This window comes from Anoxybacillus sp. FSL W8-1294, from assembly GCF_037965005.1.
Taxonomy (GTDB): domain Bacteria; phylum Bacillota; class Bacilli; order Bacillales; family Anoxybacillaceae; genus Anoxybacillus; species Anoxybacillus flavithermus_G.
Map to the genome: position 1 here is coordinate 2,830,824 of NZ_CP150179.1, position 13,951 is coordinate 2,844,774.

The window sequence follows — 13,951 nt, forward strand, 5'->3', positions numbered from 1 at the left end:
CCTTTACCATGCCTTTCTAAATAGTTCCTCAATGTCTTCTATAGTTACATCTCGTGGATTTGTAATCATGCACGTATCGTGAAAAGCGGAAACACTCATCCTTTTTAACTGATCTTTCTCAACACCTATATCCGCTAGCCTTTGTGGCGTACCAATATCCATAGTCAGCTGTTTCACGTGCTCAATTGCTTTGTTTCCAGCCTCCATATTCGACATTCCCCGAATATCAACACCTAGGAAAAGAGCAATATCTGCAAATTTCTTTGGATTTGCTAACAAGTTGTATTCCATCACATGTGGTAACAAAATCGAATTCACTGCTCCGTGAAGGAGATTATATTTTCCTCCTACCGCGTGCGACATTGCATGAACCGCTCCTAAAATTGCATTAGAAAAAGCTAGACCAGCCTGTAAGCATGCCATTGCCATGTTTATTTTAGCCTCTAGGTTCATTTTTGAAGCTACCGAAGGCCGCAAATATTCAGCAACAAGTGAAATAGCATTTTTAGCATGTACATCCGTCAAAGGTGTTGCTGCCAGACTAACATAAGCTTCAATACCATGGGTTAACACATCTAGACCTGTTGAGGCAGTTAAATGCGGACTTTTAGTCGACAATGTTTCAGGATCAATGATCGCAATATCAGGAATAAGTGAACGGGAAATGATCGTCATCTTTTTCTCTGTCTCTGTGTCAACAATTACAGAAAATTGAGAAACCTCAGAGCCTGATCCTGCTGTTGTAGGCACCATTACCTGCGGCGGGAGAGGATAACGAATTTTGTCAACCCCTTCATAATCATGAATCCGCCCACCGTTAGTAACAAGAATGGCGATTGCTTTTGCTACATCAATGGAACTTCCACCGCCAACCCCGATAACCGCATCACATTCGTTTTCGAGGTATATACGACACCCCTTCTCCACCTCTTTATCTTTTGGATTAATGGTTATGTCGTGAAATGTTGTATAGCTTAACCCTGCTTGCCGACAACTTCTTACAACTACATCTAGCCAACCAGCCTCCATAACTCCTGGGTCACTAACGATAAATACGTTCGTTGCCCCAAGTCGCACACAACTTTCCCCTACCTGTTGAATGGAAGCGTTACCAAAAATAACTTCAGGCATGACGAATTTATGGATATTCATCCTACTTCGCGCAGGAGACTCCCACTTCAACGACCAAAGGGAGTAAGTGGGAGAGGAATGCGCGTTCCCCCTTTCTTTTGTGTATGATATAATAAAGGCGTGGAGAAAACCGTTCAATAAAGGCACTCCAATAACTGCTACTCGATGTATGGAGTTGGTTACAGGAAACGTTGTAACCGTAAAACATCGAGCGTAGGTCCGTCTGTTGTGTGTGGAAGCCAAGTACTGCCAACAGACACACCGAGAGAATCGGTAACGATGCAGGCATGACCTGCGTCGTTGGGTAGTCGTCAACCTGCCCCTGATGCAACCCCAAGTCAAGGAAGGAGGAAGAAGTCCGTTTGCACTTCTGGGGAGTTGCAAGCCCTCACTTCGAGCGTTAGCTAAGTGGGGGTAGTTGACACATTCGCTCCTTAACAATAAATTTAAATTAATTGTATAACTTTTTTAAATTTTTTGTCTATTGTATCGTTTTAAAAAGTGCCCTCATTTTTTACGAGAGCACCTTTTATCGTAATTGGATATCTTTCTATATTCCCATGCAATGAACTATTATTTCATCTTGCTGTTCATCTGGAATTGTTGGGTTTTTATCGGATGATCAGGCACTTCATGATGATGGCGGCAACGTGGTTCGTACGATTCGCTCGCACCGATTAAAATGACAGGATCATAATAAGATGCAGGACGTCCGTCAATGAGCCGCTGCGTGCGCGATGCTGGGGAACCGCAGACAGTACAAACAGCTTGTAGTTTTGTTACCGATTCGGCGATGGACATTAACGTTGGAACAGGACCGAACGGCTCACCACGAAAGTCTTGATCCAATCCAGCTACAATGACGCGATATCCTTCATCAGCAAGCTGTTGCACGACGTCAACGACATGCTCATCAAAAAATTGCACTTCATCAATTGCCACAACGTCCGTATGTGCGGAGATATGTTTTCGAATGTCTAATGCACATGACACCGGAATGGCAATAACAGACGTCCCGTTATGGGAAACGACTGCTTCTTCACTATATCGATTATCAATCGCTGGCTTAAACACTTTCACTTCTTGCTTCGCAAACTGCGCGCGGCGTACACGACGAATGAGCTCCTCTGATTTTCCCGAAAACATGCTGCCGCAAATGACTTCAAGCCAGCCGGATTGCTTCATAACATACATGAGGGCGTCCCCTTTCTTTCAAGCTTTCACGAAAAAAACAGGCAAGTGAAAAATGTTCGCTTGCCTGTTTTCATGACATACGGATTACTTAAGGCCGTATTTTTTGTTAAATTTATCAACACGTCCTGCAGCAGAAGCGAATTTTTGACGTCCTGTGTAGAATGGATGGCACGCTGAGCAAATTTCTACGCGCACTTCGTCTTTAACAGAACCGCTCTCAAACTCGTTTCCACACGCACATTTAACCATCACTTTTTTATAGTTTGGATGGATTCCTGCTTTCATCTCATTTCATCTCCTTCCGCCCTGAATCTTTTCGAAACAGAGTTTATATGCAATGAAAAACACACATGATAAAATTATAACAACCGTTCCGTTGTTTTGCAACTATCCATTTATAACCGCTTTAAATTTCCGGCTGCTTTCCACTCTTCGTCTAACATCGCAAAAAACTCTTCATTCGTTTTCGTTTGCTTTAGTCGGTGAATAAATCGCTCAATAAAGTCTGGCGTATCTGACATTGTCTTACGAATCGCCCATAATTTTTCTAAATGTTCTTTTGGAATTAATAATTCTTCTTTTCGTGTACCTGAACGACGAATGTCAATGGCAGGGAAAATCCGTTTTTCCGCTAATGAGCGATCAAGATGAAGCTCCATATTTCCTGTTCCTTTAAATTCCTCGTAAATGACGTCATCCATGCGCGAACCTGTGTCGACAAGAGCGGTCGCTAAAATCGTTAAACTGCCCCCTTCTTCAATGTTGCGCGCCGCCCCGAAAAACCGCTTCGGACGATGGAATGCCGCTGGGTCAATTCCTCCCGAAAGCGTACGCCCGCTCGGCGGAATGACTAAGTTGTATGCGCGCGCTAAACGCGTAATACTATCCATTAAAATGACGACGTCACGCTTATGTTCGACAAGACGCATCGCCCGTTCGAGCACAAGCTCCGCCACTTTAATATGGTTTTCTGGCACTTCATCAAACGTGGAACTGACGACATCGGCTGATACAGAACGTTCAATATCCGTCACTTCCTCTGGGCGTTCATCAATGAGCAAGACAATCAGTTCAACATCAGGGTGATTCGTTGTGATGCTGTTAGCGATTTCTTTTAATAACATCGTTTTTCCTGCTTTTGGCGGTGCGACAATTAAGCCGCGCTGACCGAATCCAATCGGAGCAATCAAGTCGATGAGGCGGGTAGATAGCTTGTCTGGCGTCGTTTCCAGCTTCATTTGACGGCTTGGGTAAAGCGGTGTGAGCGCTGGGAAATGGACGCGCTCTTTTGCGATTTCTGGGTCTTCACCGTTTACAGCCTCGACGTGCAATAAGCCGAAATATCGTTCGTTTTCTTTTGGCGGCCGCACTTTTCCTGAAACTTTATCACCGTTGCGCAAATCAAAACGACGAATTTGCGATGCGGAAATATAAATATCTTCCGAACTCGGGGAATAGTTAATTGGACGTAAAAAACCAAACCCTTCTGATTGGATGATTTCAAGCACGCCTTCCATGAAGAAAAGACCGTCTTGTTCTGCGCGCGCTTTTAAAATCGCAAAAATTAATTCTTTTTTTGTTAGTTTGCTGTAATATGAAATTTTGTATTGGCGAGCTAACTCATATAGCTCTTTAATTGTCATATTTTCTAGTGTTGCAATCGTTAAATCTCCTAGCTCCATACTTACACCACTCTTTTATTTATTTTGATGAATTTCTCTTTGGATGGAAAAAGCGAAGATGAAAAGATGATGAGAAGGGACGTAACACGACTATTTTACCCTTTTTTCATATTGTCAATCAATAGAAAAAGAGCGAGAGCGCAAAAAGTTCGCACATCTCGCGATCACTTCATAACAAGGTTCGGCTTTTTCTTTAAGCTATGGCGTCCTTCAATGAAACGAACGGTTCCTGACTTCGCCCGCATAACAACGGAGTGTGTTTCGCCATATGCCCCTTTAAATTGTACCCCCCGCAGCAATTCTCCGTCCGTTACACCCGTTGCGGCAAAAATAGCGTCATCTCCTTTGACGAGGTCCTCCATGCGCAACACACGGTTCACATCTAGCCCCATTTTTTTGCATCGTTCCAACTCCGCATCGTTTTGCGGCAATAGTTTTCCTTGTATTTCTCCACCGAGACATTTGAGCGCAACAGCGGCTAATACCCCTTCTGGTGCACCGCCTGAACCGAACAAAATGTCTACCCCTGTATGATCGAACGCTGTATTGATCGCCGCCGCAACGTCGCCGTCATTAATAAGCTTAATGCGCGCCCCCGCTTCGCGCAACTCGGCAATGATGTGCTCATGGCGCGGACGGTTTAAAACGATCGCCACAACGTCTTCAATGTCTTTATTTTTCGCTTTGGCAACTGCCTTTAAATTATCAATGATCGGAGCGTTAATGTCAATCATGCCGACCGCTTCCGGACCAACAGCAATTTTATCCATGTACATATCTGGCGCATGAAGCAAGTTACCATGATCCGCCACAGCGACGACCGCTAACGCATTCCAGCCACCAGAGGCGACAATGTTCGTTCCTTCAAGCGGATCGACTGCGACATCGACGCGCGGGCCGTAACCGTTGCCAAGCTTTTCACCAATATACAACATCGGTGCTTCATCCATTTCCCCTTCACCGATGACAACCGTTCCTTTCATCGGAATCGTATCGAATACATCGCGCATCGCAGACGTGGCCGCCTCATCCGCTTCATCTTTTTTACCGCGCCCCATCCAGCGCGCTGCAGCTAGTGCTGCGGCTTCTGTTACACGGACAAGCTCCATCGATAAACTTCTTTCCATCGTTTCTCCCTCTCCCCTTTGTTGCATTATGTGTTCTTTAGTTGTTCGATTTCTTGCTCGGTCATTTGTTCGCGCCAAATCGTTGCGCCAAGATTAGCAAGTTTGTCAACTAAGTTGCTATAGCCACGGTCAATATGTTCCAACCCTGTAATTTCTGTAACCCCTTCGGCCATTAATCCCGCGACCACAAGTGCAGCTCCTGCACGCAAATCGGTCGCACGCACTTTCGCTCCTTGCAGTCGGGATGGACCTGTAATGATCGCTGAACGCCCTTCGACTTTTACGTTCGCATTCATGCGCCGCAACTCATCGATATGTTTAAATCGGGCGCTATAAATTGTATCTGTCACAATGCTCGTCCCAGACGCTTTCGTTAATAGTGAAGTGAATGGCTGTTGTAAATCGGTCGGGAAGCCCGGATAAACGAGCGTTTTAATATCGACAGCACGAAGACGTTCTTTCGTCGCAACAAAAATTTGGTCATCGCTCGTTTCGACAACAACGCCCATTTCACGCATTTTTGCAATGACAGCCTCTAAATGTTGCGGAATGACGTTGTCAATAATCATTTCTTTCCCCATAGCCGCACCGATAATCATATACGTTCCCGCTTCAATGCGATCCGGAATAATGGAATGGCGGCAACCGTGCAACTGTTCCACGCCGTCAATACGAATGACGTCTGTTCCTGCCCCTTTAATGCGCGCACCCATGTTTGTCAATAGCGTCGCAACGTCAATAATTTCTGGCTCTTTTGCCGCATTTTCAATAATCGTTCTCCCTTTCGCCAAGACGGCAGCTAACATAATGTTAATTGTCGCCCCCACGCTAACGACGTCCAAATAAATGCGTGCCCCGCGAAGCTCTTCCGCTCGTAAATAAATGGCACCTTGTTCGTTTGTCACTTTCGCCCCAAGCGCTTCAAAGCCCTTGATGTGTTGGTCAATTGGGCGCGGCCCTAAATGGCAACCACCAGGAAGACCGATGACCGCTTTTTTAAACCGTCCAAGCATCGCACCCATCAAGTAATAGGAAGCGCGTAATTTTTTTATTTTTCCGTTCGGCAAAGGCATAGAAACGATATGTGACGGATCGATGACGACTTCGTTTTCATCGAAATGAAAAGCACCGCCAATTTCTTCAATTAACTGTCCTAGTACATGAACGTCTGAAATGTTCGGCAATCCTTCAATGACTACAGGTGAGTTTGCTAAAATAGCGGCTGGAATGAGCGCGACGGCGCTATTTTTCGCTCCACTAATGCGCACGGAACCTTGAAGGAGGTCACCGCCAACGATTTTTAACTTTTCCATATGTGTCTCCCTTCTCGCAAAGCAAATACTAAAACGCGACGGAAAACGGTTCGATCATCATTTTTGGTTCGCTTTATTCCAGTCTGCTAAAAACTTTTCGATGCCTTGGTCTGTTAACGGATGTTTAAATAGCTGCATAAGCACGTTGTAAGGAACGGTCGCAATGTGCGCTCCTTTTAATGCTGCTTCTGTCACATGTTGTGGATGACGAATGGATGCGGCGATAATTTCTGTTTCAATGTCGTGAATGGCAAAAATGTTCGCGATCGTTTCAATTAAATCCAAGCCGTTATGCCCGATATCATCGAGGCGTCCTAAAAATGGAGAGACGTACGTTGCACCAGCACGCGCCGCTAACAACGCTTGGTTGGCGCTAAAAATAAGCGTCACGTTTGTTTTAATTCCTTTTTCGCTAAATACTTTGACCGCCTTTAATCCTTCTGGCGTCATCGGCACTTTAATTGTAATGTTTGGAGCAATTTTCGCTAACTCTTCTCCTTCAGCAATCATTCCTTCTGCATCTGTTGCAATCACCTCAGCGCTAACGGAGCCTGAAACGAGAGAAGTAATTTCACGAAGACGATCGTGGAATGATACGTTTTCTTTGGCAACGAGGCTCGGGTTTGTCGTTACCCCCGCTAAAATGCCAAGTTCGTGAGCATGGCGAATTTCATCAATGTTCGCTGTGTCAATAAAAAATTTCATGATTTTCAACCTCCTAAACGCTTTCAAAATGGAATGAAACAAAACCGCCCGCTTCAGCAAACGCTGAAACGGTGCGGCTTGTATTACAATGCTTTGCCGGAAGAACCGAATTCGCGCATTTTGCCAATGACTGTTTCTTTAATCGCATCGCGGCCAGGGCCAAGAATTTTGCGCGGATCGTACACTTTTTCGTCTTTCGCTAACACTTCGCGCACCACTTTTGTAAACGCCATTTGGTTTTCTGTATTGACGTTAATTTTTGATGTACCGAGCGAGATAGCGCGTTGAATTTGTTCTGTCGGGATACCTGTTCCACCATGTAATACGAGCGGTACACCTGTACGATCACGAATTTCTTCCATCTCTTTAAATCCTAGTTTTGGCTCTCCTTTATATGGACCATGTACAGAACCGAGCGCTGGTGCTAGACAGTCGATGCCTGTACGCTTCACAAGCTCCTCGCACTCATCTGGATTTGCATAAATGATTCCTTCTGCAACGACGTCATCTTCTTGTCCGCCGACTGTTCCGAGCTCAGCTTCAACAGAGACGCCGCGCGCATGAGCGTACTCCACCACTTTTGATGTAATTTCAACGTTTTCTTCAAACGGATGATGCGATGCGTCGATCATAACAGATGTAAATCCAGCATCAATCGCCGCTTTACATTTTTCAAAGCTAGAACCGTGGTCAAGGTGAATCGCAACAGGAACAGTAATGTTCATGTCTTCCATTAATCCTTTGACCATGTTTACAACCGTTTTAAAGCCGCCCATATAGCGAGCTGCTCCTTCAGACACACCAAGAATGACAGGAGACTTCTCTTCCTCGGCTGCCGCTAAAATCGCTTGTGTCCATTCTAAGTTGTTAATGTTGAATTGACCGACCGCATACTTGCCTGCCAATGCTTGTTTAAGCATTTCCGTCATTGAAACTAAAGGCATCGTTAAATCCTCCTTAAATTAGCCATTGTTCACTATCCGAAAGCGCCTTTCACATGTACAATGACCAAAATACGACAATTTTATACAAGACGACCTCGAATAGTATGTACATTATAAGAATAACAAACTTTGTTTCCACACATCAACATTATTCACCGAAACGAACGAAACTTTGTGAAAAAAGTTCAAAAAGCTGTCAATGGTTAACGAATATATTTTTTCACTGCATCACGCATATCATCTATGTCAAAAGGTTTCGCAAAATGTGTCAGCGCACCGAGCTTTTTCGTTTCATGAATCATATCTAGTTCGCCGTAGGCTGTCATCACGATGACTTTGACGTTTTCATTCATCTCTTTCATCTTCTTTAAAATTTCAACCCCATCCATGCCCGGGATTTTCATATCTAACAACACTAAGTCGGGGGAATGTTTCGCAAACAAATCAAGCGCCTGAACACCATTAGCTGCCTGATACGTTTCGTACCCTTCTTTTTGAAATACTTCGTTTAATAAAATACGAATGCCAAATTGGTCGTCCACAATTAAAATCTTCCCCGCCATCATAAACACCTCTATTTTCTCTTTTTCATATGTAGAGCTCCTATCTTTATTATCGTATCATTACTTCGAAATTTTTACCATTTATCCTGCTTCATGTTCAGATTTTGATCATTTTTTTATTTTTTAATATAATGAACACCATAGACAACGTCGCATGGGAAGGGGATTCACCATGTTAAAAATATTATCGACACAGCTTGCTGGGGTGTTTCAACGAATAAGCGCGCAAGAAGAAGAGCAGTTTGAAGATGCTGCCCGCTTACTTGCACAGGCAATCATTAGTAGCGGAACGATTTTTATTTACGGCATCGATGAAATGGAAGCAGTTGTTGCGGAGGCGCTTTATGGAGCTGAAAAGCTACCAAACGTAAAACGGCTAGATATAAACGAAGTAACAACCGCTGATCGCGTGCTTATCGTTTCGCGCTTTTGTACAAATGAAGAAGCCATTCGCATCGCTAAACAACTTCAAGAACAAAACATATGGACAATCGGTATGTCATCCATCATAGAAGAAACGACACAAACACTTGTTGATTACGTCGATGTGCATATTGATTTATGTTTAAAACAGCCGCTCGTTCCAACAGAAGATGGTACACGCGTTGGCTTTCCTTCTGCGATTGCCGCTTTATTCGCTTATCATAGTTTAGCGCTCATGACGCAAGAAATTGTCGCAGAATACGAGTAAGAGGATGCCCATATCGGACATCCTCCTTTATTTTTCTAACGATGCGCGAATAAATTCGCGGAAAAGCGGCTGTGGACGCGTCGGACGAGATGTAAATTCTGGATGGAACTGCGCCGCAACAAACCACGGATGATCTTTTAACTCAATAATTTCTACAAGACGGCCATCTGGGCTTGTACCTGAAAACATAAAGCCGTTCTCTTCCATCATCGTACGATATTCGTTATTAAATTCATAACGATGACGATGGCGCTCATAAATGACTTCATCTTGATACGCATCATACGCTTTCGTTCCTTCTACAAGCTTGCACGGATATAAGCCGAGGCGAAGCGTTCCACCTAAATCTTCAATGTCTTTTTGTTCCGGCAATAAATCGATAATTGGATGCGGTGTGCTTGGATCGATTTCCGCTGAATGTGCACCTTTTAAGCCGACGACATGGCGGGCAAACTCAACGGATGCTAGCTGCATACCTAAACAAATGCCAAGGAACGGAATGCGCTGTTCGCGAGCGTAGCGAATCGCTTCAATTTTTCCTTCGATGCCGCGATCGCCAAATCCGCCTGGAACGAGAATACCGTTTACTCCTTGCAGCAATTGCGCTACGTTGTCCCGATCAACATGTTCGGAGTTAATCCAACGAATATCGACATCCGTATCAAACGCATATCCCGCATGACGTAACGCTTCGACGACAGAAATGTACGCATCTTGTAGTTCAACATATTTTCCAACAAGCGCAATCGTCGTTTTGTTGGATAAGTTGCGCACTTTTTCAACGAGCGCGATCCATTCTGTCATATCCGCTTCGTTGCAGTTTAGTTTTAAATGTTCGCAAACGATTTGGTCTAACTTTTGTTCTTGAAGCATAAGCGGAACAGCGTATAACGTGTCAGCGTCACGCGCTTCAATGACCGCTTTCGGATCGATGTCGCAAAATAGGGCGATTTTATCTTTCATATCTTGGGACATCGGCATTTCTGTGCGCACGACGATCACGTTCGGTTGAATGCCTAGGCTGCGCAATTCTTTGACGCTATGTTGCGTCGGTTTTGTCTTCATCTCACCTGCTGCCTTAATATATGGGACAAGCGTACAATGAATGTACATCACGTTTTCACGGCCAACGTCGCTTTTTATTTGACGAATCGCTTCTAAAAACGGAAGAGATTCAATGTCGCCAACTGTCCCTCCGATTTCTGTAATAACGACGTCCGCATTCGTTTCGCGACCTGCGCGAAAGACGCGCTCTTTAATTTCATTTGTAATGTGCGGAATGACTTGTACCGTTCCTCCTAAATAATCGCCGCGACGTTCTTTCTTCAATACGGTGGAATAAATTTTTCCTGTTGTGACGTTGCTGTATTTGTTTAAATTAATGTCAATAAAGCGCTCGTAATGACCTAAATCTAAGTCCGTTTCCGCCCCGTCATCTGTGACAAACACTTCTCCATGTTGATACGGACTCATCGTTCCTGGGTCAACGTTAATGTACGGATCAAATTTTTGAATGGTCACTTTTAAGCCGCGATTTTTTAGTAAGCGACCAAGTGAAGCAGCCGTAATTCCTTTCCCAAGCGATGATACAACGCCACCTGTTACGAAAATATATTTGGTCATGAAACCTTCCCCCTCAACTCATTTGGAATAGTTACAGTGTGTGCGAATTCGGGGAAAAATAAAAACGCTCCACTTACAAATTAGTAAGGGAGCGAACGTATCTCTATGAAAAGAGCCCAAACAGAATTCTACATATATCGATGTAAAAAGTCAAGGTTATAATTCCTCATCTTCTTCTAACTCTAATTCTTCATCCTCTAATTCTTCATCGACGACATCTAGCTCTTCATCAATCGGTTCATCGTCTAAATCTAGTTCTTCGTCTAATAAGTCGTCAATCACTTCTTCATCTTCATCTAATGCAAAATCGTCGTCTAACAGTTCTTCATCGCCCAATAATTCCTCATCTAAATCGTCATATACTAATTCGTCCTCATCGACCATGTCATCAAAGTCATCAAAGTCATCCGCCACTTTTTTCTTCTTCTTCACGCGTTCTACAGGCACCGCTTCGTCTTCTGTTTGATCATACGGATACCACGAGCGTAAGCCCCAAGCCGTTTCCCCAACACAAATAAACCGGCCGTCGACGTTTAAATCTGTATAAAACTGCGCTAGTCGTGCACTTACTTCACTTTCGGATAACCCTTTTATCGCGACGAGTTGCTCGATCATCTCTTGAAATGACACCGTCTGTTTTTTCTCACACAATAGCAAATACGCAAGTTCGACGAAAGACATCTCTCGCAATTGTTCTTGAGAGTATTGCTCCAAACTCACTTTCCGCACTCCCTTTCTCCAACGTATGAAAACAACAAAAATCCATACCATTCATTATAAACAAATTCATTTACTTTATGCTAGACGGTTGCCAAAAAAAATGTCGGGACATCCCCCCGACATTACATATTGCGGCGATATTGTCCACCGACTTCATACAACGCTTTCATGAATGACCTCCGCTCCACTTGCTTGTAAAATGCGACGCATAATGTTAATGGCTGCATCGTGCCCATCAAATAAACTAGACGCCGTCACAAAGCGAACGTGATGTTTTGGGCGATAAATGTGAGCCACGTTTCTCCCATCCCCTTTCGCTACCGCTTTATAATCCCTTCAAGCAATAGCTTTGTTTGCAATTCAATATATTCATCGAGCGTATACATTTTTTTCAACGCCCAACGACGGAACCCCCACATTTGACCGAGAACGAAAATGTTATGTGCAAACAATTGAATTTCTCGTTCCGTTAATGAAAATACCCCATTGTCTACGCAACGTCGTAAAATATGTTCGAACATCGCAACCATTTGCAATTCTTTATTAAGCACATACGGAAGCGATTCTTTGCCGAGCGACTTTGCCTCTTGATACATGACGAGCACTTCGTCTTGCAGCTCGTCAACGACACGGAAATAGTAATCAATCGCTAATTTTAAACCGTCTAAATCCTCTTTTGTTGTGTCGATGGCTTGCTCCATACGATCGCGCACTTCATCGTAAATCCGATCGCACACTAAATAAAGGACATCTTCTTTTTTGCGAATGTATTCGTATAACGTTCCGATGCTAAAGCCAGAAGCGCGGGCAATTTCGCGCGTCGTCGTTTGATGAAACCCCTTTTGCTTAAATAGCGAAATCGCCCCTTTTATCATTTGATTACGCCTTTTTTTCACAAGCCGTTCGTCTTTCACAGACGCAGGCACTTCACGTTTTTTCATCACATCACTCCTATTTCGTCAACATTCTTGAAATGACGATGCGTTGAATTTCTTGCGTGCCTTCATAAATTTGCGTAATTTTTGCATCGCGCATAAACCGTTCGACTGGATAGTCTTTCGTATAACCGTAGCCACCGAAAATTTGTACCGCCTCCACAGTGACTTTCATTGCTGTATCCCCTGCAAACAATTTCGCCATCGCAGATTCTTTTCCGTACGGTAAACCGTTTGATTCAAGCCACGCCGCTTGATACGTTAGTAAACGAGCAGCTTCAATAGCAGTTGCCATATCAGCTAGTTTAAAGGCAATGCCTTGTTGTTCTGCAATTGGCTTGCCGAATTGAATACGTCCTTTCGCATATTCTACCGCTGCATCTAACGCCCCTTGCGCGATGCCAACCGCCTGCGCTGCGATACCATTTCGACCGCCATCAAGCGTCATCATCGCAATTTTAAATCCTTCTCCTTCTTCACCGAGCAAATTTTCTTTCGGAATGCGACAATCTTCAAAAATGAGCTCCGTTGTTGGCGATGAACGAATGCCGAGCTTTTTCTCTTTTTTCCCGATCGAAAAACCAGGCGTTCCTTTCTCAACAATAAATGCGCTAATGCCGCGGTGCTTTTTCTCTGGATCTGTCACCGCAAAAACGACATAAATGTCCGCTTCTCCACCGTTTGTAATCCATACTTTTGAACCGTTTAATACGTAATGATCACCATCACGCACCGCACGCGTTTTCATCGCTGACACGTCAGAACCTGCTCCTGGTTCAGACAAACCGTACGCCCCAAGCTTTTCCCCTGTCGCTAACGCCCGTAAATACGTTTGTTTTTGTTGTTCTGTCCCAAATTTATAAATTGGCCAACTCGCTAATGAAATGTGAGCAGAAAGCGTTACTCCTGTTGATGCGCACACTTTTGACAGTTCCTCAACAGCAATCACGTATGCTAAATAGTCGCTACCGATGCCGCCGTATTCCTCTGGCCACGGGATGCCTGTTAAGCCGAGATCCGCCATTTTATTAAAAATGCTGCGATCAAATCGCTCTTCTTCGTCGCGTTCGGCCGCTGTCGGCGCGACTTCATTTTTCGCAAAATCGCGCACCATTTTTCGAATCATTTCATGTTCTTCGCTTAATTGAAAGTTCATTTCCCCATCCCCCTTAACAAATGTTTACTAATGACGAGCCGCTGAATTTCGCTCGTTCCTTCGTAAATTTCACATACTTTCGCATCGCGGAATAACCGCTCAACCGGATAGTCTTCGGTATAGCCGTTGCCTCCGAAAATTTGTACCGCTTCGACGGTCACTTTCAT

15 protein-coding genes and 1 pseudogene are annotated in these 13,951 nt (G+C 44.2%); 1 reads left to right on the top strand and 15 read right to left on the bottom strand.

Annotated elements, in window-relative coordinates; all coding sequences use genetic code 11:
• Positions 1-3: 3 nt before the first annotated feature.
• The 9 genes from NSQ23_RS15290 to NSQ23_RS15330 all read right to left on the bottom strand — a co-directional run bounded on the left by NSQ23_RS15290 (position 4) and on the right by NSQ23_RS15330 (position 8,662).
• The gene (locus NSQ23_RS15290; protein ID WP_339174456.1) at positions 4-1,152 is read right to left on the bottom strand and encodes an iron-containing alcohol dehydrogenase; all 1,149 of its coding nucleotides are present in this window, start codon (positions 1,150-1,152) and stop codon (positions 4-6) included.
• A 552-nt stretch (positions 1,153-1,704) separates the two neighbouring features.
• Positions 1,705-2,325, bottom strand: a complete 621-nt coding sequence (locus tag NSQ23_RS15295) for a thymidine kinase (RefSeq protein ID WP_339171993.1) — start codon at positions 2,323-2,325, stop codon at positions 1,705-1,707.
• An 84-nt stretch (positions 2,326-2,409) separates the two neighbouring features.
• On the bottom strand, positions 2,410-2,610 hold the full coding sequence (gene rpmE / locus NSQ23_RS15300) for a 50S ribosomal protein L31 (protein ID WP_003397039.1): 201 nt from the start codon (positions 2,608-2,610) through the stop codon (positions 2,410-2,412).
• A 110-nt stretch (positions 2,611-2,720) separates the two neighbouring features.
• Entirely contained in the window at positions 2,721-4,007 is a 1,287-nt protein-coding gene (rho, locus tag NSQ23_RS15305) for a transcription termination factor Rho (protein ID WP_339171997.1), read from the bottom strand.
• A 164-nt stretch (positions 4,008-4,171) separates the two neighbouring features.
• Positions 4,172-5,134, bottom strand: coding sequence for a class II fructose-bisphosphatase (gene glpX, locus NSQ23_RS15310; RefSeq protein WP_339171999.1), 963 nt, complete (start codon positions 5,132-5,134; stop codon positions 4,172-4,174).
• A 26-nt stretch (positions 5,135-5,160) separates the two neighbouring features.
• The gene (locus NSQ23_RS15315) at positions 5,161-6,447 is read right to left on the bottom strand and encodes a UDP-N-acetylglucosamine 1-carboxyvinyltransferase (protein ID WP_339172001.1); all 1,287 of its coding nucleotides are present in this window, start codon (positions 6,445-6,447) and stop codon (positions 5,161-5,163) included.
• A 57-nt stretch (positions 6,448-6,504) separates the two neighbouring features.
• On the bottom strand, positions 6,505-7,152 hold the full coding sequence (gene fsa, locus NSQ23_RS15320) for a fructose-6-phosphate aldolase (protein ID WP_003397044.1): 648 nt from the start codon (positions 7,150-7,152) through the stop codon (positions 6,505-6,507).
• Between the two features lie 83 nt (positions 7,153-7,235).
• Positions 7,236-8,096: a class II fructose-bisphosphate aldolase gene (locus NSQ23_RS15325; protein ID WP_004893063.1), complete on the bottom strand. Its 861-nt coding sequence runs from the start codon at positions 8,094-8,096 to the stop codon at positions 7,236-7,238.
• 203 nt (positions 8,097-8,299) lie between these two features.
• The gene (locus NSQ23_RS15330) at positions 8,300-8,662 is read right to left on the bottom strand and encodes a response regulator (protein WP_339174459.1); all 363 of its coding nucleotides are present in this window, start codon (positions 8,660-8,662) and stop codon (positions 8,300-8,302) included.
• A gap of 169 nt (positions 8,663-8,831) precedes the next feature.
• On the opposite strand from NSQ23_RS15330, the gene NSQ23_RS15335 reads away from it, so the two are divergent.
• Positions 8,832-9,350, top strand: a complete 519-nt coding sequence (locus NSQ23_RS15335; RefSeq protein ID WP_192948800.1) for a DUF2529 domain-containing protein — start codon at positions 8,832-8,834, stop codon at positions 9,348-9,350.
• A 27-nt stretch (positions 9,351-9,377) separates the two neighbouring features.
• On the opposite strand, the gene NSQ23_RS15340 is transcribed toward NSQ23_RS15335, so the two are convergent.
• The 6 genes and pseudogenes from NSQ23_RS15340 to NSQ23_RS15365 form a co-directional block, all read right to left on the bottom strand.
• Positions 9,378-10,973 (bottom strand): CTP synthase, encoded by a 1,596-nt coding sequence (locus NSQ23_RS15340; protein WP_004893068.1) that lies wholly within the window; start codon positions 10,971-10,973, stop codon positions 9,378-9,380.
• A 156-nt stretch (positions 10,974-11,129) separates the two neighbouring features.
• Positions 11,130-11,693: a DNA-directed RNA polymerase subunit delta gene (gene rpoE / locus NSQ23_RS15345; RefSeq protein ID WP_035019012.1), complete on the bottom strand. Its 564-nt coding sequence runs from the start codon at positions 11,691-11,693 to the stop codon at positions 11,130-11,132.
• A 153-nt stretch (positions 11,694-11,846) separates the two neighbouring features.
• Positions 11,847-11,990 carry a hypothetical protein gene (locus NSQ23_RS15350; RefSeq protein WP_339172008.1) on the bottom strand — a complete coding sequence of 48 codons (144 nt, stop codon included), beginning with the start codon at positions 11,988-11,990 and terminating at the stop codon, positions 11,847-11,849.
• 20 nt (positions 11,991-12,010) lie between these two features.
• Complete coding sequence (locus NSQ23_RS15355; protein ID WP_339172009.1) at positions 12,011-12,634, bottom strand: TetR/AcrR family transcriptional regulator; 624 nt, start codon at positions 12,632-12,634, stop codon at positions 12,011-12,013.
• Between the two features lie 10 nt (positions 12,635-12,644).
• Entirely contained in the window at positions 12,645-13,784 is a 1,140-nt protein-coding gene (locus NSQ23_RS15360) for an acyl-CoA dehydrogenase (RefSeq protein ID WP_339172011.1), read from the bottom strand.
• Positions 13,781-13,951, bottom strand: a pseudogene (locus tag NSQ23_RS15365) (acyl-CoA dehydrogenase family protein); the annotation flags it as partial. The gene NSQ23_RS15360 and the pseudogene NSQ23_RS15365, both read right to left, overlap by 4 nt.

Coding starts and splice junctions, on each gene's coding strand:
- NSQ23_RS15290 (WP_339174456.1), bottom strand. CDS start 1,152: ATGAATATCCATAAATTCGTCATGCCTGAAGTTATTTTTGGTAACGCT.
- NSQ23_RS15295 (WP_339171993.1), bottom strand. CDS start 2,325: ATGTATGTTATGAAGCAATCCGGCTGGCTTGAAGTCATTTGCGGCAGC.
- rpmE (WP_003397039.1), bottom strand. CDS start 2,610: ATGAAAGCAGGAATCCATCCAAACTATAAAAAAGTGATGGTTAAATGT.
- rho (WP_339171997.1), bottom strand. CDS start 4,007: ATGGAGCTAGGAGATTTAACGATTGCAACACTAGAAAATATGACAATT.
- glpX (WP_339171999.1), bottom strand. CDS start 5,134: ATGGAAAGAAGTTTATCGATGGAGCTTGTCCGTGTAACAGAAGCCGCA.
- NSQ23_RS15315 (WP_339172001.1), bottom strand. CDS start 6,447: ATGGAAAAGTTAAAAATCGTTGGCGGTGACCTCCTTCAAGGTTCCGTG.
- fsa (WP_003397044.1), bottom strand. CDS start 7,152: ATGAAATTTTTTATTGACACAGCGAACATTGATGAAATTCGCCATGCT.
- NSQ23_RS15325 (WP_004893063.1), bottom strand. CDS start 8,096: ATGCCTTTAGTTTCAATGACGGAAATGCTTAAACAAGCATTGGCAGGC.
- NSQ23_RS15330 (WP_339174459.1), bottom strand. CDS start 8,662: ATGATGGCGGGGAAGATTTTAATTGTGGACGACCAATTTGGCATTCGT.
- NSQ23_RS15335 (WP_192948800.1), top strand. CDS start 8,832: ATGTTAAAAATATTATCGACACAGCTTGCTGGGGTGTTTCAACGAATA.
- NSQ23_RS15340 (WP_004893068.1), bottom strand. CDS start 10,973: ATGACCAAATATATTTTCGTAACAGGTGGCGTTGTATCATCGCTTGGG.
- NSQ23_RS15355 (WP_339172009.1), bottom strand. CDS start 12,634: ATGAAAAAACGTGAAGTGCCTGCGTCTGTGAAAGACGAACGGCTTGTG.
- NSQ23_RS15360 (WP_339172011.1), bottom strand. CDS start 13,784: ATGAACTTTCAATTAAGCGAAGAACATGAAATGATTCGAAAAATGGTG.